This is a genomic window from Crocosphaera chwakensis CCY0110 (assembly GCF_000169335.1).
Lineage (GTDB): Bacteria > Cyanobacteriota > Cyanobacteriia > Cyanobacteriales > Microcystaceae > Crocosphaera > Crocosphaera chwakensis.
In genome coordinates, this window is sequence record NZ_AAXW01000027.1 from 1 (window position 1) to 20,205 (window position 20,205).

Sequence of the window (20,205 nt, forward strand, 5' to 3'; positions counted from 1 at the left end):
TAATAAACTATTTTCAATCCTTAGAAACAGGAGATTTTCGTCATCTCATTTCTTTCTTACAACAACCCAATTCAGACAAGTTAATACAATTTCTTTATCAATCTCAATTACAGTCAATTTCTCGGTTGAACCCTGAGTTAAATAAACGGGGATACGAAGGAGAATTAATTAGTTATCGCTACCCATTAAACAAATATATCTTTAAAGACACTCACCCCGAAGGATGGGGATTTTTACATCATAAAATTGGGGTAGCGCAATATAAACACCAAGAATATGATAACGCCATTAATAGTTATTATTGTGCTTTAGAAACCTTAACCGTTGAACAGTTTCCCCAATTACGCTTAGAAGTGATTCAAGACTTAGTTAAAGTTTATTTAGCAGTGAGAGATAAAGACAATGCTGATGATTATTTATTACAAGGATTAAACCTACTCAATGAATTATTAGATAAGGTTTCTATTGAAGATGAAAACCAAAGATTAAGACTGGAGGCGAAATTTTTAACGTTTCGTCAACTGACGGTTAATGTTCTTTTGGAAAAGGGAGAAATTATCGAAGCATTACGTAACGCAGAGTTAGAAAAAAATCGACGGTTAACCCATATTTTAGAAGGATACCAAACGGAAAATAAACTACAAGAAACTTCTAATATTTATCCCAGTTACGAACAAATTCAAACCCTATTAACTCCCAATCAAGCGATAGTTTACTGGTTTAACAGTCCGATGGGACTAATTACCTTTATTATCAAACAAGGATTACAGCAACCGATTTATAAGTTAAACTATTCTACTTCTCAAGGCAATTCTACGATAGAACAATGGATAAAAGCATGGGACGAAGATTATCAAGACTACCGCAGCAAAAAAGATACTGAAATAGAAGATAAACAAGAACATTCTTGGAGACTTAATTTAAGCGATCGCCTAGAAAGTTTAAAAGAAATTTTAGGAATATCCGAGATAGAAAACGACTTACAAGACATTGAAGAATTAATTTTAATTCCTCATCAAGATTTACATCGCTTACCCTTGCATTCCCTGTTTACTCAAAAAGATTTGACTATTTCTTATCTTCCTAGTTTACAAATTGGTTTAAAATTACAACAAAAACAACAACAATTAAATAAGAGTCAAACAGAATCATTATTAAGCATAGAAAACCCCAGAAAAGATTTAGTTTTTTCTGAAATTGAATCAGCGATCATTAATACATACTTTGCTACAATAGAAACATCTGTTACTACCATTGAGGACTTTTAAAATGTTATTCCTAACTATACTCACCTTCATTTTACCGGTCATGGTTATTATAATTTTGATGATCCCAAAAGATCAGCTTTAGAGTTTGAAAATAAGAGTTTACTAACTGCTTATGAAATTAATCAGCTTAACTTTAATTCCTATAAGTTAATAACCCTTGCTGCTTGCGAAACTGCCTTAAATGGAAACCAAACCATTGACAGCGAATATGTCGGGTTAGTGAGTGCATTTATCAAAGGAGGTGCAAACTGTGTTCTTAGTACCCTATGGACAGTTGACGAAACTTCTAGCGCATGGTTAATAATTTATTTTTATCAACAATATTATTCAAGAATTACCCCCAAAATTGCCTTAAAAAATGCACAGTATTGGTTACAAACTGTGAATAATCATAAATTAGTTATTTGGTTAACTGAACTATTGGAAGATACTAAACATAAAGAAATTGATCCTCATGTTATCGAATTAGTTCAAGATGAAATCAATAAATATAAACAACGAAATCCTAATAATAAACGTTATGAAAATCCTTATTATTGGTTAGGCTTTATTGTTCATCAATTGTAAGCTGTGTTAATATACAACTAATAGATCCTACTTGTTAGGAGGAAACCATGAGTCAACCATCTAATCCCCTAAAATCCAGTCAAAAAAGAACCTTAGACGCTTGGAAAATTGCTCTTAAGCGTGTAGATGTTGATACATTTCCTGAAAATTTAAAAGTAAAAATAGAACAAATTGAAAGAGACTTATCTCAAAATAATTATGAGGTTATCTCTAAAATTAGAGAGGTTGTTAAAGAAAACGATAATTTTAATGATACTTATCAAACAGTGAGACAAGAATTAGCAGAACAATATAGTAGCAAAGAAAGAGATAAAATAGCAATTCCTTTAGAGGGAAACAATTTAACCAATAGAAGTTTTAAAAATAGAGAAAAAACTAAGCAAAAAATTGATCCTAAAGCTTTGTTCATTTTACAAGAATTAGATACTTATCCCTTAACACTAAGAGATTTGAAATATCGTTTAGACTTACCATCATGGGAAGTCTATAAACTTATTAAACAACTATGGAACGACAGAAAAATAAATAAAGTTTCTGGGAATATTTGGTATAGTGTTTTTCCCATTACTAAACCAAGAAACTTAGATATTCAAGAGGATGATTCAGAAACCTATTTTACAGTAACATCCCTTGGTAAAACTCAACTTCGTAAATTAAGCAATTCTCGTCGATAAAGTTAATGGGAGAAAGTTCTACTACATTAAATTTAGTTCCTTATATTATTATAGGCTTTATTCCAGGAATTATTAATGGTATTAATGCTTGGATAACATTAGAGAAAAAATATTTTAATTATGTCTTTTTTAAACCATTGAAAAGTTTTCTTGTTTGGATATGGTTATTAATTCAAATTTACGTTCCTGGACAGATTTATTGGTGGGTAATTACCCTAATCTTTCCTGAAAAACCAGACATAAATGTACTATTTATTCTCATGGTAGTTATTTATGGAATCTGTTTTCCTTCATTATTAGATGTTATAGAACAACTAGCTATAATACCTCGTAATGTAAGCATTATAATTAATTGCGTTGAAAATTTACTCGAAGACTATCTAACGAAAAGACAAACAGGAAAAACCAGCGATTTTTGGTCTGATTTAGAGGAAGAGATAGAAAAATCATCAGATTTATTAGGAGGAATCAAACATCTTAAAAATCACTATTTTTACGTAAAGTATAACAGAATCAACGAGAAAAAATATCAATATTTTAAAAAAAAATTAGAAAAAATTGCTCAAAATAAAAATACTGAAGAATTGATATCAACTTGTTTTAAAGGAATTATTCCCCGTCAAGACTTACTGGGTGTTTTGAAAAAGTTTAAGGTATCTAAAAATTTTATTGACCGCTATTTTAAGTAAAAAAAATTTAGCCCAAAAACTAGGGAAAGTCACAGAACTATAAAATAACCTCATCTAGAAGACTTAATCATTCTATTGATCCGCAACTTTCCCGAATCTTGCTGTTAAATTAAACAGGGTTTAAAATTAACGGCGGGGAACCTTAGATAAATAATCAAGGTTTCCAGTAGAAACTCTGGGGGTTGATTTTCCTTGAGCGCTTGAAAGACTACGAGCTGTATTTAAGAAGTTGGCAGGATCGCCAGCTTTGGCCTTTTTGTCTTGAGGAACAAAACGACGGATTTCGTTTTGCCATACAATTTGAGGGAAGCCTAAAATACCGCGATAGTAGCCATCATAACGAGGAGATTTAATGTTAAAGGGTAATTCTCCTTCATCCCGTCCAGGAAGGTTACGACGACGCTGATAGGGTACGGTATCATAACCGAAGTTTTCTAGATACTCTTCGCTATTGAGTAACTCATCGATGAAACCGCCATATCCTTTGGTCGCAACAACGATAGACCAAGCGATTTTTTCCTGTTCGCTGTAAACGTCTCGTCCTAATACCCGTTGAACACATTGTTCAACATAACGATAGTTACTGTTTTTCTCGTAGAAACTGGTTACAAAGGTATTAGAGAGTAGTAACCCACGAATAAAGTCCCGTACAGTAATTTGTCCGTTACGGAGTTGGGACTCTAAAAAGGGTTCACGATCCCATTTAAACGCATGGAAAAAGATTTGACGATAAGCTGCTTCGATTAAAACACCCATGTCCCCAGGAGAGAGAACATTCTCGGTAGTAAAGATGACCGGTTGCTCGTCTCCTGGTACGATGTATCCTTCAACTCGCGCATTTTGAGATTTAGGCGCGTAATTTATAAGAGGAAGAGCCAAGTTTGAACCTCCGTTATTTTACAAAGTCTTAAAAACTGTAATCCTAATCATAAGCGAGTTGGGGACACTAGGTCGTCAAATATTAACAATTGTTACAAGAAAGATAGAAATGGTTTAACATACAGAGGAAGCATTAAGAAAAATGTTGTCAGCTTTGGATTCTGTTGGCTGAGTTCACTGTCTCAATTCAAAATCTGGACGGAAAATCTTTAAAAAACTAATTTGAACAAGAAAAAAAGAAAAAATTATACAATTTTATAAGAGTTAACTTCTATCTAAAAACTCACAGGAAGAAAGAAATTGTGTAAAGCCTTGTTTAAAAAAATTCATATCTTTTCTAAGCTGAACTGGGGCTTTAATGAAATTAGGTTGACTAAGCTCAGTTCTACTCTTTAAGTTACTGTTCGTGATAGGTAAATAAACTGATTTATAGGAATCTAATAATTCAGATTTAGTTGTATAGCCTCTGATTTCTAAGCAACCTAGCTTATCTTTAAGATTTAAAGTATCTAATTCTATACCTGCTTTAATCGCTCTATATAAAAAAGTTTCTTTGATATGTAATTTCACTAAAAAGTACCAGTTACCTTCCCATTCCACTTCATTCTCAGGAACAGCTAAAAAATGGCCATTAGTTGACTTTAATGATATTGTTAATTCTTCTGGAAGTTCGATAAACTGATTATTAGTCACAATTTGTGTAAAATCACCAGAATCTCTTTTTTGATATTCCGCTTCTTCACTGTCATTATCATTAATTGCACTATAATCTACAGGAAAAATAACACCTGTTAATTCTTTTCAGAACCTCCATTTACTTCTTGACTATTATCTAAATTAAGAGAAAGTGATAACTGTTGATAAGATATAGAGTTTTTTGATAAAGTTTCATAGACTTTATATGCAAAAACTTCTTTTAAATAATCAGCTATTATTTTGATAGCTGGTGGTGGAACTGAATTTCCTATTTGTTTTCTAACACTTGCGATAGAACCATAAAAAATAAAATCATCAGGATATCCGAAAAGCCTCGCTCTTTCTCTATTAGTTAATGGTCTAGGTTCTAAATAATGATATCCCCAAGTACCACCCCCACCAGCAGCAATAATAGTGGTTGAAGGTCTATTTCTATGAAGTCGTCTATAAACATGGCTAATCATTCCTTTAACATAATAAGGTGAATTTCTAGGAATAGCTGTAAAGTTTTCTCCTTCAGGAATTAACTTCAGCATTTCAATGGTTTTCTTTTTTATATTTTGATGTTCATTGTTATATGGGATCTTTTTTACTCCTTGTAAAGCTTCTTCTGATGTTACATATTCGTCAGGTTTATGTGTTGGAAATGGCTTTCTATATTTGAAGTTTATATCCTTTCTAATTCCTATGATTAAAACTCGTTCTCTCAATTGAGGAACTCCATAATCCGCAAAATTATAAATATCGATATCTAAATCATATCCATACAGTCCACAGTTCTCAAAGTCTTCTTTAATTTGCATAATTGCTTTGCCTTTATTAGCAGTCATTAAACCTTTAACATTTTCAGCAATAAAGACTTTAGGATTTTTATCTTGAACTACTTTAACAAAGTATTTGTATAAGTTACCCCTTTCAGTAGATAATCCTTTTCTTTTCCAAATTAAAGAGAAATCTTGACAGGGAAAACCACCAATAATTATATCACATTTAGGAATGTCTTTAAGGTTAATATTAGCAATATCAGACTTAACTATATGATTCCCTATATTATTTTTATAGGTTTGACAAGCATCAGAATCAATATCATTAGCCCATATAATCTTGTATCCTGCATTGACAAAACCCAGATCCATTCCTCCGCATCCACTAAACAAAGAAACAACATTTATTATATTTTCCATTGAGTTTTGATAGATAAAAACTCAACCATTTTAATCGTTTTATTTTTTTATATTATATCAGCTTTATTATCTTAAACAGCTAAAAAATCATTGACTTGCTGAAAATCGTAATGGGTTAGCACGAAGCAATAATGTTTATTACCATTCAAAACGTATTGTTGTCTAACCCATCCTAAATAAATTGATAGTTCAATCAATCAACCGATAACTTACCACCCAGTAATAGAATAACCCACACTGAGGGGCGCAATATTGTTGGTTTCTTTGTTTGACTCAGAATGATCAGCTTGACGCATTTCAGCGCAAAATGTAGCGGTATTGAAACCTCCAAACCTCTGCACGGTACTGGTTCTTAACCGCAGGTTAGGGTTAACAAACCAAAACCGCTCAATGGTACTCATGGTGTCATATTCGGTAATTAATACCAGTGCATCATCCGCATCAATATAGTAACGACCGGCAATGGGGACAATTTCAGCATAACCTCGCTCTCGGAGTAAAACCCCTTCTCTGGGGTTATCTTGTTCGGGAATAAGGGCAAAAATGGTGTTTCCACTATGGTTTTCGTCTTCTTTGTCCCAGGCCATGGAACCATCCCAACTAACAAAAGCACCCCCAATGGCTAAACTAGGGTCAACTTCGTGCATTTGACAAATTTCAACAATTTTGGGATTATCCGATTCTAAAGCCTCAACATAAATTTCAGAATTGCCGATTTCAGCCCGTCTAAAAGCTAAATGGTGGGTTGTCCGTTGCGATCGCCATTTTCCTGAACTATTTTGAAAAAATTTTAGTGCATCCATCTTTCGATTACTCCTAATAGTTGTATATGGGTACTGCTTCTTCTTCTAATTCTTGAGTCAATACTAAAGGTTGACATTGTTTTATTTCTATCATAATTCCTATCGCTCCTTCTTCTTGCAAATCTTCTACATAGCCTCCATGATATTCATAGGCTTCCACAAAGTCATCAAACGGTCCAAAATAATAAATACAGTGAGGACGTGTTGTGGTAATTTCTACCCACCAGGGTAACTTTTTCTCTTCAATTGAAAGCTCATCTAAAGTATTAATCGGAATAATATTAACAATTTTTCCACCTAAACGGCTAATCCTCTGCATCTCTCGTCTCATCCGTCCAGAAGGCACTCTTAGATAAAATTTTCCCCGACGTTGAAATAAACCGTCAATTTGATTCAGTCTACCCATTTTGGGGTTAATTACTACTTCATAAAGAAATATACTATGGTTTTTATCATTTTTAGCAGCCATATTAATTCAAATAGCAGGATACATCTTGATACAAAATTGACACTTATTTACGTTAATTTTTGTTGGCCAATTAAGTTACTTTGTGTAAATTTTTGTAAAAAAGTCATTAAGTAGTACAATTAATTGCTTTTCTTTAGCCTATCATAGTTTGGGTTTTTTCTTGTATAAAATTGGAGAAATAAGCTGTGATATTGATTAATTATCTGTCTTGCTAATTAGGTATAAAAACTTAATTGATTATTTTGAAATTGTATGCTCGATTAATTATTAATTGGATTAATTAAATAATGATAAATTGCTTATGCGTGTAATTATTCAAAGAGTCACTCAGTCTCAAGTAACGGTTGATGGAAAAGTTATCGGGAAGATAGGAAAAGGATTAAATTTATTAGTGGGAATTGCTGCTAATGATACCATCGCTGAAATTAATTGGATGGTGCGAAAATGTTTAGAATTACGACTATTTCCAGATGAATCTAACCAAGGTAAATGGACACAATCAATACAAGATATTCAAGGGGAATTATTAGTTATTAGTCAGTTTACTTTATATGGTGATTGTCGTAAAGGCCGTCGTCCTTCTTTTAGTAATTCTGCACCACCCAATGAAGCTGAAAAATTATATAATTTATTTGTTGATGAGTTAAATAAGAGTGGTTTAAAAGTAGAAACTGGAATTTTTGGGGCGATGATGGAGGTTAATATTAATAATGATGGTCCAGTCACTTTATTGTTAGAAAAAGAAGCAACTAATTAACTAAAATTGTCTAAATTTTCAAATTTACGTAAGGAAATACTTGAACCTTGATTCCATCCTAATTCAATATAATAGGGTAAAATTTTCTTGATATTTGTATCTAGAAATAGACGGCTTTCTTCACTATTTTGATAACTATTTTCTTGCAAAAGATAAATGTTTAAACTTTCTTCGCGATAAATCCATAACTCAGGAATTTTAAGCAATTCATAAGCTCCCACATCGGTAATTGAGGTAAAATCTACTTCTATAGCTAAATCAGGGGGTGGATCAACAGTTAAATCAATTTTATCTTTGCCTAAAATAGCTTGTCTATTCTCAATATAAAAACAAGTATCGGGTTCTAAACCAGCTTGATTAGGTAATTTCAGGGTAATGGGATCAAAACACTGCCAATCTTTTCCTTGTCGACGTAAGAGAATTTTTACTAAGTCGGTGAGTGTATTAACACGATTTCCATGACTGGGTAGAGGAGACATAAGGCGAATTTGTTGGGTTTGGCTATTAAAACATAGTTTAGGAAGGGTTTTATCTTGACGGACATCAAGTAATCTTTGATAATCTTCCCAAGTTTGATGAGGAAAAATAACATCATTACCAGGGGTCAACATTAATTCATTTTCACTTACAGTAAGTAGCATCATAAGTTTTTAATAAGATTCGTATTTTTCATTATTTTAATTATAAACTTCATGACAAAAGTAAGACTTTACAAATTTCTAAACCCTTCTACCTGTTGTTGAAAGCTTTCGACTAAACTAGGAGCAGATTCTTCTGTGATGAGAAAAGCTTTAAACTCTTCTTGTTCGCTCAGATAAGTTATATAAGAAGGATGCAAATAAACACGATAATTTTCTTGATCAGCTAAATACACTTGAGCAAAAGCGACGATAGACGGCGCAGCGTAATAGTGTCTTAATTGATCGTGAGGTAAGGTTAATTTCAACAAAGAAGTGGCTGTAAAATAACTGCCTGCACCTAATTTTGCCAGAGGAACATGACTATCGCCTTGTTGTATCAGTAAATAACTTTCTGGTGCATTAACCAACCAAGGAAAAGAGCGCACTTGCTCAAATACAAAGGGAGTAGTTAGATCATAGGTTCCTGCTCCGACAAACACAGGCACTTTAACATTAGCGAGTCCCTCTGGTCCAAATATACTTGCGTTAACAGGGTTATAAACCAACACAGCACTAATGCGTTCATCTTTGAGCTTCGGAATGGGTTGTTGTAGCTTAAGCGCACGACATTGCAATAAAATAGCTTGGTTAAAGCGACTAGCTGAAGAGTCACAGTCTTTTTGTAAATGTTGCAAGTCTAGGGTAGCACCTGCTACCGCTAAGGCGGTATAACCCCCAAATGAATGACCAAACGCTCCCACTTTCTCTAAGTTTAACTGTCCATCAAACTCTGTTTCGTTGCGTTTTTCTAATTCATCGAGGGTATAACTAAGATCCAGAGGACGATTGATAAATTCGTTTAAACTAAAAATATTTCTGGTAAACCCTTCGGCTAAATCTTTTTTATATTCGGTGTCACTACCAGGATGTTGAGGCATAACCACTAAAAATCCATGGGAAGCTAATAATTCGCCCATTTTCTGGTAAGTTTCTGGTCTTTCTCCAAGTCCATGAGAAAATACGATGACAGGAATTTCTTCAGAAGCAGAAAGTTGAGGCCGATAAACCTCCACATAAAACCTTCTCTTTCGTTCATTATCCGTTAAATTCCAGCGATCGCGTACAAAGGAAACTGATCCAGTTTCACCAAGGTTAGCCAGTTGACTAAAATCTGTTATTGGTTGGCTGTCAGAGACTTTGAGAGCTAGGTTTTCAGTGGTTTTTACCAGGTTTTCCGTTGCTTTGACCAAAAAACTGGCTTGTTGGGCCCATCGTAGAGTTTCACGAACATTGATCTGCATATTGCGGGGTAAAGTTTGCAGAAAATTAAGAATAGTAAAACCGTCATCAGAAGCTGCAGCTTGTATCATCGAACCGCGTAAAACTGATTTTCCACTGGTTCCCCCTTGCATTTCGATCAGGGTACTCAGTTCACTAAGGATGCGATCGCCTTCATCAGTATTAAGAAGTCGAGACAGTAAACTTGCATTAATGTCAATGGGAGTGACTAAGGCTTGTTGAAACTTGTTTTTAACAACTTCATTGGGTTTGACAATATTAAAAATGGTTCTGAGATCGGGGTTAACTGTCCCATTCTCGGCAAAAATTTTTAAAGATTCCACATCAACCGTCTGAGCAAAAGAACCATAATAAAAGGTAATTTCTTCGGCTGCCGTTACTTTAAAAGTTAGAGTTGTTCCCAATAATAAGCTACTAATGAACAGTAAAGTTTTCAGTTTTTTTTGCAATTTCCATCTAGGCATCATTTTCTTAGTCTCTTCATCCCAATAATTTATTATATGGGATTAATTTACCATATTGTCTGAGAGGTTATGACTATTAGAGATAAGACAAAAAAGGAAAAAATTGACATATTTTCATGGTAGTAGGAACAATTCAGATATTGTTCCTACTGAGAAATTATTAATCATTAAAATGATCAATAATTGCCTGAGCAAACTCTGAACATTTTAACGGCGGATCAACTTTTGGTTCCATTAAACGAGCTAAATCATAAGTGACTTGACGATTGGCGATCGTATTACCAATCCCTTTTTTAATCAAGTCCGCAGCTTCTTGCCAACCCATATATTCTAACATCATCACTCCAGAAAGAATGACCGATCCAGGATTAATGCGATCAAGTCCGGCGTGTTTCGGTGCAGTGCCATGAGTTGCCTCAAAAATGGCGCAAGTATCTCCAATATTTGCCCCTGGTCCCATTCCTAAACCACCCACAACAGCAGCCGCCGCATCGGATAAATAATCTCCGTTTAAGTTCATGGTTGCCAGGATAGAATATTCATCGGGACGGGTTTGAATTTGTTGGAAAATACTATCAGCAATGCGGTCATTAACCATGATTTTATCTTTCCATTTTCCATCCCCATGACTATCCCAAATAGCGTCTAAAACTCCCTTAACTTCTTCAGCAATTTCTTGTTTTTTATCAGGGGTTAAACCATCATAACCCGGTTCAACTTTTCGTGCGTTATCTTCAATAGAAATATCGGCATTTCCTTCTTTATTACTCAAAATCCAGGATTCTCGTTCAGTCACGCAAACGTCTCTAAATTCTGAGGTTGCTAACTCATACCCCCAATCTCTAAATGATCCCTCGGTGTATTTCATGATGTTACCTTTATGCACTAAAGTAACCATTTGTTTTGCTTTGGGTAAGCGTAAAGAGTGTTCGATGGCACGACGAACTAATCTTTGAGAACCCGTTTTACTGATAGGTTTAACGCCAATTCCTGAGTCTAAACGTATCTTTTTCTTACCATGTTCTGGGGTAGCAGGTATCAGTTCATCGTTCAAATAATTGATCAATTTTTTAGCAAGTTCTGTCCCTTCTTTCCATTCAATTCCCAAATAAATATCCTCAGTATTTTCCCGATAGACGATGACATTTAATTTTTCAGGGGACTTGTGAGGAGAAGGAGTTCCAGGATAATAGCGACAGGGACGCACGCAAGCGTATAATTCAAAAATTTGTCGTAATGCTACGTTAAGAGACCTAATACCGCCACCTACAGGGGTTGTGAGGGGTCCTTTGATAGCGATACCATACTCTCTAATTGCGGTTAAGGTATCTTCGGGTAAATATTGATAGGTTCCATACTTATCGCAAGCTTCATCCCCTGCATACACCTTAAACCAGTTGATTTTTTTGCTGTCTCCGTAAGCTGTTTTCACCGCAGCATCAATAACTTTTTCCGTTGCTGGCCAAATATCTACACCAGTTCCATCCCCACGAATGAAAGGAACAATGGGGTCATTAGGAACAATGGGTTTACCGTCTTTAAAAGTGATTTTAGAACCAGTGGTGGGGGGTGTCAGTTTCTCGTACATATAATGATCAATAATCAAGGGTTGTCCTTTTATTACACTCCCCAATGACCCCGACTCCCCCATCTCTTAAGGAAATCTATGTAAGTTTGTTTGTTTATTTGCGTTTTTGGTAAATCTTGTGTTATAGTAAAGACTTGTGCGGACGTATAGCTCAGTTGGTTAGAGTACATCGTTGACATCGATGGGGTCACTGGTTCGAGTCCAGTTACGTCCATATTTTTTTATAGTGTGTATAATATTAACTTGTAATTTAAAGTTTTGTACAGTAACTGATTATTTGTCATCGGTAACAAATTATTGTCGCTTTAACGAATTGGGTGTCATTAAGAACATATTATTTGTCGTGTGCCTATTACCGAGACTAATCCTAGACGATGGTAAAAAATCTTTCAATCCATCTCATTAACCAAAATAGATTGTGACGCTGTTGGGGTTAAGGACAAATTTACTCTCTTTTTCTTTCAATCCATCTCATCAATCAAAATAGATTGCGAGCGTCGTCAGCCGGAATTAAATAGGTTGTCGGATTTCTTTCAATCCATTTTATAAATAAAACCTTCGACTTTCAATCCATTTCATCAATCAAAATAGATTGCGAGAGCTTTATCTGTAGGACTTAAATTAGGAGGCAAAGCTTTCAATCCATTTCATCAATCAAAATAGATTGCGAGGACAGGAGTCTAAAAACCTTATGTGTTAAGGGTTTTATTAACTATCTGCGCTGGACAAGACTCAAAAGTTCATTTCAGCCACAGGCCTTTAAAAAAATGAACACTGAGAAATGCCATAACCTATATCTAATAACGGGTTCGGGGTTTGCGCTAGACAACTACAAAAAAATAGTTGCTTTTACACGCTTCAAACTAAGATTGAGAAAGGATTTCACGTTAGTCTAGAATGACTTAGTAAAAATTACAGCATCGCACCTGCGCCCTTGCACAATCAAACATCTTGAGAGCAAACTCCACAACGATGTAATCTCATAGGACGTAACTGGACTCGCTTTCAATCTACTTAAACTCTATAAATTTAACTATATCTTTGACCATGCCTTATCCCGTCATTAGTAAGAAAAAATAAGTGGATTCCTCCTTGGTCGGAGGTGATTCAGTAGCCATCGCTGTGGTAAACCCACGCCACTTATTGCTGGGAGCGCACCTTCCCCATAAAATGAAATTATCAGCTAATCTCTTTTTACAGGTTATTATCCCTACAATCTAAATTGTAGAAATCAGCATCAGGGTGGACAGCTACTAGGGCCAGAAAGCAAAACTATCTACCGACAGTCAAACTAACCCTTTTCCGTAATCTAGAGGTTCAATTAAGAACATAATTTACGGTGCGCGACTAATTTATACTCTTTAGTATAAAAATACCATATTAAATTGTCAAGGTTCAGATGAAAGTTTTAAGCGGACAAACGTGATCGGTAAGCCTTAAAAGCTAATTCCGCAGCTTTTTGTAGCGGAGTTCCCTGTAATGGTTGTTGACTTTCTTCAATAAATATTCCTAATTTAGAAGCCTGTGCTTGGATATTATCAATTAATCTACCGTAACTCCATTCATGGACTTGCATCCGATATTTTTTAGCATATTCAGCTTGTGCTTCAATACAATTAGGGATTTTAGCTTCAGCTTTAGCTTGGATTTCACTTTGAGTCGCTTCTCTTATATCCTCTAGTTTCGGAACAACAATACTTCCTGCTTGATATTTTTGAGCTATTGATATGATTGCTTTAGCCAATAAACGGTCAATATGTTGCCCTAATTCAGAATCACCAAACTGGTTAAAAGCCTCTTTTCGTTGTGCAATATTTCTTTGATGAGATTGACGTTGTTTTTGTCTTTGTTGACGGTTAAGTAAAGGATAATTTTTTCCAAGTAATTGTTTAATGTTTCGGTAAGTTAACACTTTTCTTGTTACTCCATCAATAACGGCAATGGTAGCAGGTTTTTTGAGTTCCATTGAAACACCAACTAAAATATTAGATTTTCCTTGATATAAAGGTTGACTGGGACGAGGAAAGGGTTTTTCGAGTCTATTTAAGGTTGATTGTTTTCGCCTAACAAAAGCTTTTTGATTTTTAGTTAAGTCACCTTTTTCATTCATCCGTGTTAAAATTCCTGCAATTTCATCAGCTTTTTCTTGCTTAACTTGTTCGGTTCCTTCGTGTGTCCAGCAACGAGTCTCTAATGTACATTGAAGGGTTAAACGGTGAATATCCCAAAGTTCCCCTTTCCCTTTGCCTTCTTGCCACAGAATACGCCCTGAGCGTAAAGTAAACAAACCACTAGAATGTTGATCTTTACCGTCTTTCTTTACTTGTTGATCTTCGTAAAAGCGTTGAATCCATTTAAGTTGTCTTTGGTCACAGTAAATTTCAAATTTTAGGTCGCTTATACCATTAAATTGTACACAAAAACGACCTTTTTCATTTTTTGACCAAGTTAAATCTTCGTTGGTTTCGTAATTAATAGGAAAAGGAATTGATTGAGATTTTTTCAACAATTTGTCTTGCCATGTTCTTGATTGTTCTACATCTTTGGGATCAGTATCACAAGCAAGATTTAATGTTTCTAACCAATTATCATTGGTTAAATCTCGTCCTTGAGGAAGACGACCATTAATTTGTTTTTGCAGTCGTTTAATTGTAATTTCTACTTTACGACGACGTTTAGCAAATTTCTTAGCATCTTCTGGTTTTTTAGGGAGTTGACAGCGATTTTTAAGTAAGTAATTAAGGGCTGTTTGAGTTAAAATATTTTGCTCATCTCTATAGGCTTGAAATAGACTGTTAAATAGGCGTTCTGTTCCTTCATAAGATTGAAGTATTTCGGTTGCTTTTTGGCGAATTGTTTCTAAATCTGTTTGACTGTCTTTGATTAATTGCTCATCACTTTTTAAGACTTCTAACCAGCGTCTTTTTCCGTCAAGTTTTCGCTGTAGTCGTTGTTGAAGTTTGAGCCAAGATTTAAAGATATATTCGACTAAGCTGATACCAGAGGTGTAAAACCTTGCGGGTTGTCCTAAAAAACGAGGATCTTTCTTTAATTCATTACCTAATTGTTCGATAACCTTTGCTGTTAGTCTTCCTCGCTGTCTCCACTGTTCAAAGTCAGGATATTGTGCGACTTGTTGCAGTAATTCATTGATAAATGGCGTGTTTAACTCAGCCATTAGTTGCCAAAGAGTTTGACGGGTGGCTTCTTTAGCGACGAGACGACATTGGATGGTGATTTGACTCATCTCATCTAAACAAAAGCGTTTAATACAAACATAATTGTATTATAGCAAGTCTTTGTAAAATAGAGGTCATGGGAGAAACTTTTTTTACCTCAAAAGATGCTGCAAAAATTACGGGGTGTACCCTGCGCCAATTACAGTATTGGCGGGAAAAAGGGGTTATTGTGCCGATAGTGAGTGCAACAGGAACGGGGAGAAGTGTTTATTACTCTCGTTCTGAGTTGGTAGAGTTAGCGGTAATGGTGTATTTGCTGTCGGTGGGGTTAACTTTTGAGTCTGCTTCTGGGGTGTTGCAGCAGTTAAGGGAAATTGAACCGAATTTTGCTAAAGAGAACAGTCAACGGCGTTTAATGTTGGTTTTTGATAGTTCTGAGGGAATACTGAAGTTAAAGGATTTTGAGCGAGAGAGTGCGATCGCTTTTCTTGATCAAGGTTTACCTGTTATTCCTGTGTGGTTAGATGGAATTTATCAAAAATTAGATAACAGTTGAAAAAATATTGTTAACTTATAGCTGTTATTTAATAACTTGTAATATCAAGTGATGACAGCGAAAATTTAAAGGATAAGGTTTGCTTTCAGGAACACTCCGTTGATGCTCTGATATTTTATGATGACGGTTACGAAAATCGGGTTTATCCGATAATGTACAAGGTGTCTTTTCTGCAATATTTTTAAATGCTTTATCTGGTGAACCTTTAAGTAAATAGCCTAGCATTCCTCCTTCACGAGAAAAAGGGGCATAACGACAAGTTAAAAAGTTTTCATTAATTTCTGTAATGTATTTTGATAAATAGTTATCTGTTCTTAAAACTTTAGCTTCTAGAGGTAAAATAATTCTCTCATTCTCTCTTAAAATAAATGCGATATCATAGGTTGGAGGTTGTGCTTGATCTGAATAACTTGTTTCAGTTTCAGGAACTTCATGTTGAACATCAAAAGTCTCATATCCTGTCATTCTACGACGAATTCTTCTTTCTAGAAGAGATGAAAGACTTTTTTCGATTTGTTTATTAGCTTTTGTACAATCAACTTTTGATAATATATCTTCTTCCAGTATTTCATATCCCTGCCAAACTAATTTTAGTGCTGTTGTAGTTAAGTTTAAAGGCCATTCTTTAGCAAGATCAACATATCCTGGGTCTTCCATTGGCCATCTTAATTCTGCAATTGTTGTTCCTCTAATTCCCCGTTTTCCCATTGTCTAAAATTTACTTAGTAGAGTTAATTTGCTGGCCAGCTATTCTAATATCTGCACAGACTTCATCTGCATCTCTTAATCCCATTGAACGAGTCCAATAACGAACTTTATCAGGTTTAATAAAATAGACAGTGGGAACTTTTATATCATTCCAAGTAACAGAGTCATAAACTCTAGCGACTCGTTGATAGTAAATTCCTTCTTGTTCTGAGTTGGGTTGATTTAAGAATACTTCATTGAGTTTGTTTAAGCGTTTTAGTAAGTTTTCTGAGTCTATAATTTCAATTTTTATTCCCTCATGAATGGGGTGATTTAGATGAATGGCAACTAAACGAACAGGTAAATAATGATTATCTGGTTCTTGATATATTGTCGCACAAACATCTTTATCTTCTCCAAAACTGGCTTTAATGACTCGGATAAAATAATCACAATATTGAGTTAATTCTGGTTCATCGTTTCGCTGTGTTCTTTGACGACTAGGAGATGAAGTATCTCCTTTAAAATCTGGTAAAGTATAGTTAAATAGGTCTTCTATTAATGTCCATTCACTGTCTTTAAATTCAAAAAATTCACGAATGCGTTGATCAACATCTTCGTAAGTTTCAATTCCTTCTAACATATTTTCTTTAGGTTCAGGAATAGGAACTTTTAGCAAATCTGCTACACCAACTTTAGGAATATATGAAGCAAAAGTTCCACTTGATAATAATAAATAATAAACTGCTAAAATACTATTGTAACTTAGCCAAGCAGATTCTAAAATCTGGACTGCTTTAGCATGAATACTAACATAACTTTTTGAGCAAAGAAGACCTTGATTACCATTAATAGGTTTTTTACCTATTGCAGACTGGAACCTTTTTTGTTTAGTTTGCCATGATTGTTTTAAGATCATTTGTGGATAATTAAATGCAGTAAAATCAGTTGAGTCTCTTGAGTGTGTTCGTAGATCATGATTAATTGATAAATTCTTAGGATCAAGATATAAGAATGTATCTTTTGGAAACTTTTTTTCTTGTAAGATATATTTATTTAAAATATCATTATTGATTTTTTTTCTATTTCCCCTAGTAATTCCTTGTCTTGTAAAAACTTCTTCTTGTTGTTCAAGTTTATTCAAGCTTAAACCTTGAGATAATCTTTTGATTAATTGAAAATCTCTTCTATTTCCCCATGTCAAAGCGATTAATACTTTATTACTTTGTAAAATTTCATGATATTGTACCCAATGAATATTTTGAGGTTCTATAACTAGAGAATAACTGGACTGATTTTTGTAAAGAATTTTAGGACATAGATACAAAACAGAATCATTATTACTAGCAATATTTTCCAAAGTAATAATACAGGTTGGAGAAATAGCATTTTTAAACAATCCAAATCTTAAGGCTGATAAATCTACTATTTCAGATACTTTTGTTTCAGAGAATAGCTTAAAGCGAAGTTGTTGATTTTTATCACCTTGATTAAAAATTAAAGTCCCTGCTGGTTGCATCATTGAAATATAACCATTATCTTTAGTCAGTTTAACTGCTTTACTAAGAAAAAACGGAGCAATATTTCCGTAGGATATACAATCATTCCAATTATATTTTTTAGTCCATTCCTTAGCTTTTTTTGTAATACTATTTTTGCCCCAAGGTGCATTACCTAAGACTAAATCATAGGTTCCTGAATCTTCTTCTGTTCTAAATCCTTCAATATCTTCTGCGAAAAAGTCAGCAGCAATTAATTTCTTATTTCGTAAAGTAGGAAATTTAACTTCATTTTCCCAATAGTTTCTAGGATCAATATTATCTAGCATCATTAAATAGAAACTAAAAGATGCTACTCTAATAGCTTCTCTATCAATATCAACCCCTAAAAAGTTATTTTCTAACAGAGATTTTAAAATATCAGAAGTAATATTTTTATTATGTGCTTTTTCCCAACGATAAATTAACCGTTGATAAGCTTTAACAAGAAATATTCCTGAACCACAAGCAGGATCAAGAATTTTTAGATCCCATTCTTCATCATCCCAAGGTAATACTCCATCTAAGATAAAATCAACAATAAATTCTGGTGTATAATGAACTCCTTGACCTTCTTTTTTACTAACAAATTCCTCATAAACACTACTAATAAATTCAAGGGGAATAACATCAAAGGAATACATTGGCCATAAACATAGTTGACCTGTTTTTAACTCTAAATCGCCTCTAATAAAATCAGCAAGTTTTTTGAAATAAGAATTTTTTTCTCTCACTTTATCCATTTCTGCTTGCCATTCTTGCTCTCTTTCTTCTTCTGTATTTCCTTTACCTGGAAATAAATCTCCATTAAATTTATGATTTAACCAGCGAAAAAGTTGATAAGTATCTTCAAAGTTTTCTAAAATATCAGGTAAGTTATCATAAGCTTTTGATAAAATGTTGGTATTTACTAAATCTTGTATAATTTCTCTGTTGAGAGCAGGATTACCATCAACATCCTTTTTTTGAAATAAATATTGAGTAAAGATTAATCTAGCAAGTAAATCATGAATTGTCCCTGAATCTAATCCTTCATCAATTAGTTGTTTTCTGACTTCTTTTAAGTTTTCAAGTAATTTTTGATCTGCTGCACCACTACGTTGAAAACGGTCATTATGTTTTTCAAAAAATTCACCAGAAACTAACTCAACCCACTGTAAAGCATTGGCTGCTTGTTCGGATAAGGAAGCTTGATTAATTTCCTCAATAGGACTGGGTACTTTTGAAGGTTCAGGCGGTTCACAGCATGACCACACTCTTAATAATTGAGGTTCGACAGTAACTAATGCTCTAGTTCGACTAAAACTCCACGCTAGTCGATAAATCTCTTTAAGCGTATTGTCAGAAATAGGTCTAAAAAACTCACAAACAACGGCTAAAGGGCTTTCTGTTGCATCTCCAAGTGGATTTGCTGCTAATATACCTACTCTTGCTCCTTTTGCTTCTTCAAGCTCTCTTCTAATCTTATTACCAATTTTCTCATCCGCCAATCTAGCATAAACCATCGGGCCAGCCCCACTCGGTTGCCAAATTTGATGAGGAGGTGGCCAGTACAGTCTTTGGTGGGTGAGTTCCAGTAGGCTAGACTTGGACATCTTGGAATAAGTTGATTTCCCTCAAGATTACGAGAAAATTTTAATACTTTAATGTATTATAGGATAGTAACAGCATTTTTTCAGTAAATGTATTCTATTTTTACAAAAAAATAATACGTTAAATACAACAGATGTAGGATTTAGCATGAGTCTTATACAAGGATTTACCAGACAAGAAACCCTCGCATTGACAGATACTACCTCTAATCAGCTTCAGTACCTAGAAAGACAGAAATTGGTGATACCTCAGCGCATTGGTAAGTCTCGTAAACCGACTGTTATTTATAGTTGGGAGCAAATTCTCGAAATTCGTGCCATTAAGCATTTACGAAGAAAAAATGTCTCTAGTCAAATGATTAAAAAGATCATTAAATTTTTAGATAAAAGTGGCGTAGATGAGAGTTTAAGAGATAAACATTTAATTGTTATTAATAATGAAGTTTTCTGGGTTCAGCAAGATTGGTCAGATTTGCAACAAAAAATACCAACTATTGTTAAGATCGCAGGAAAAGACAATGCTAATATTGGTCAGTATATGCTATTAGTTATCCCTATTTTTTCAGATATTGTTCAAGAAGTCTGGAAAGCTGCTAAAAACTCAGAATTAATCGATTTTGAAAGTTTTAAAGAACGAGCAAAAGTCAATGAGAATAAGATTGCATAGAATAGCTAAGATAGCCACTTTCTTAATGG

At 34.2% G+C, this 20,205-nt stretch carries 17 protein-coding genes, 1 tRNA gene and 1 pseudogene; 8 read left to right on the forward strand and 11 right to left on the reverse strand.

Translation table 11 applies throughout. The features are described 5' to 3' along the window. The 4 genes and pseudogenes from CY0110_RS16265 to CY0110_RS16280 all read left to right on the forward strand — a co-directional run. Positions 1-1,268, forward strand: a pseudogene (locus CY0110_RS16265) (hypothetical protein); the annotation flags it as partial. 6 nt (positions 1,269-1,274) lie between these two features. Continuing rightward, positions 1,275-1,835 (forward strand): CHAT domain-containing protein, encoded by a 561-nt coding sequence (locus tag CY0110_RS28670; protein WP_071943857.1) that lies wholly within the window; start codon positions 1,275-1,277, stop codon positions 1,833-1,835. A gap of 47 nt (positions 1,836-1,882) precedes the next feature. Next, a complete protein-coding gene (locus CY0110_RS16275; RefSeq protein WP_008276585.1) occupies positions 1,883-2,509 on the forward strand; it encodes a hypothetical protein in 627 nt (208 codons plus the stop codon). Between the two features lie 5 nt (positions 2,510-2,514). Further along, positions 2,515-3,198: a hypothetical protein gene (locus CY0110_RS16280; RefSeq protein WP_008276586.1), complete on the forward strand. Its 684-nt coding sequence runs from the start codon at positions 2,515-2,517 to the stop codon at positions 3,196-3,198. Between the two features lie 126 nt (positions 3,199-3,324). On the opposite strand, the gene CY0110_RS16285 is transcribed toward CY0110_RS16280, so the two are convergent. The 5 genes from CY0110_RS16285 to CY0110_RS16305 all read right to left on the reverse strand — a co-directional run bounded on the left by CY0110_RS16285 (position 3,325) and on the right by CY0110_RS16305 (position 7,229). Next, positions 3,325-4,077 carry a phycobilisome rod-core linker polypeptide gene (locus CY0110_RS16285; RefSeq protein ID WP_035799690.1) on the reverse strand — a complete coding sequence of 251 codons (753 nt, stop codon included), beginning with the start codon at positions 4,075-4,077 and terminating at the stop codon, positions 3,325-3,327. Between the two features lie 264 nt (positions 4,078-4,341). Continuing rightward, positions 4,342-4,770: a hypothetical protein gene (locus tag CY0110_RS16290; RefSeq protein ID WP_008276588.1), complete on the reverse strand. Its 429-nt coding sequence runs from the start codon at positions 4,768-4,770 to the stop codon at positions 4,342-4,344. Positions 4,771-4,868: 98 nt separating this feature from the next. Next, a complete protein-coding gene (locus tag CY0110_RS16295; RefSeq protein WP_035799692.1) occupies positions 4,869-5,957 on the reverse strand; it encodes a DNA cytosine methyltransferase in 1,089 nt (362 codons plus the stop codon). Between the two features lie 209 nt (positions 5,958-6,166). After that, positions 6,167-6,760, reverse strand: coding sequence for a phycobiliprotein lyase (locus CY0110_RS16300; protein WP_008276590.1), 594 nt, complete (start codon positions 6,758-6,760; stop codon positions 6,167-6,169). Positions 6,761-6,773: 13 nt separating this feature from the next. Continuing rightward, entirely contained in the window at positions 6,774-7,229 is a 456-nt protein-coding gene (locus tag CY0110_RS16305) for a DUF1816 domain-containing protein (RefSeq protein ID WP_008276591.1), read from the reverse strand. Between the two features lie 301 nt (positions 7,230-7,530). Between CY0110_RS16305 and dtd the strand changes: the two genes are divergently transcribed. Then, a complete protein-coding gene (gene dtd, locus CY0110_RS16310) occupies positions 7,531-7,986 on the forward strand; it encodes a D-aminoacyl-tRNA deacylase (protein ID WP_008276592.1) in 456 nt (151 codons plus the stop codon). On the opposite strand, the gene CY0110_RS16315 is transcribed toward dtd, so the two are convergent. From CY0110_RS16315 to CY0110_RS16325, 3 genes are all read right to left on the reverse strand, one after another. Continuing rightward, positions 7,983-8,630 (reverse strand): Uma2 family endonuclease, encoded by a 648-nt coding sequence (locus CY0110_RS16315; RefSeq protein ID WP_083794087.1) that lies wholly within the window; start codon positions 8,628-8,630, stop codon positions 7,983-7,985. The two genes, dtd and CY0110_RS16315, sit on opposite strands and share 4 nt — an antisense overlap. A 65-nt stretch (positions 8,631-8,695) precedes the next feature. Continuing rightward, entirely contained in the window at positions 8,696-10,372 is a 1,677-nt protein-coding gene (locus CY0110_RS16320; protein WP_232285741.1) for an alpha/beta hydrolase, read from the reverse strand. Positions 10,373-10,529: 157 nt separating this feature from the next. Then, positions 10,530-11,957, reverse strand: a complete 1,428-nt coding sequence (locus tag CY0110_RS16325; RefSeq protein WP_008276595.1) for an NADP-dependent isocitrate dehydrogenase — start codon at positions 11,955-11,957, stop codon at positions 10,530-10,532. A 140-nt stretch (positions 11,958-12,097) separates the two neighbouring features. On the opposite strand from CY0110_RS16325, the gene CY0110_RS16330 reads away from it, so the two are divergent. Next, positions 12,098-12,171, forward strand: a tRNA-Val gene (locus CY0110_RS16330). 1,194 nt (positions 12,172-13,365) lie between these two features. On the opposite strand, the gene cas12k is transcribed toward CY0110_RS16330, so the two are convergent. Next, positions 13,366-15,204 (reverse strand): type V CRISPR-associated protein Cas12k, encoded by a 1,839-nt coding sequence (gene cas12k, locus CY0110_RS16335; RefSeq protein WP_008276596.1) that lies wholly within the window; start codon positions 15,202-15,204, stop codon positions 13,366-13,368. Positions 15,205-15,272: 68 nt separating this feature from the next. Here cas12k and CY0110_RS16340 point away from each other — a divergent pair, with 68 nt between their 5' ends. After that, entirely contained in the window at positions 15,273-15,692 is a 420-nt protein-coding gene (locus CY0110_RS16340; protein WP_008276597.1) for a MerR family transcriptional regulator, read from the forward strand. A gap of 24 nt (positions 15,693-15,716) precedes the next feature. Here CY0110_RS16340 and CY0110_RS16345 read toward each other — a convergent pair whose 3' ends face one another. After that, on the reverse strand, positions 15,717-16,400 hold the full coding sequence (locus CY0110_RS16345) for a hypothetical protein (protein ID WP_008276598.1): 684 nt from the start codon (positions 16,398-16,400) through the stop codon (positions 15,717-15,719). A 10-nt stretch (positions 16,401-16,410) separates the two neighbouring features. Next, the gene (locus CY0110_RS16350) at positions 16,411-19,512 is read right to left on the reverse strand and encodes an HsdM family class I SAM-dependent methyltransferase (protein WP_008276599.1); all 3,102 of its coding nucleotides are present in this window, start codon (positions 19,510-19,512) and stop codon (positions 16,411-16,413) included. A gap of 145 nt (positions 19,513-19,657) precedes the next feature. On the opposite strand from CY0110_RS16350, the gene CY0110_RS16355 reads away from it, so the two are divergent. Then, positions 19,658-20,176: a MerR family transcriptional regulator gene (locus CY0110_RS16355; RefSeq protein WP_008276600.1), complete on the forward strand. Its 519-nt coding sequence runs from the start codon at positions 19,658-19,660 to the stop codon at positions 20,174-20,176. The last annotated feature ends 29 nt before the right edge of the window (positions 20,177-20,205 follow it).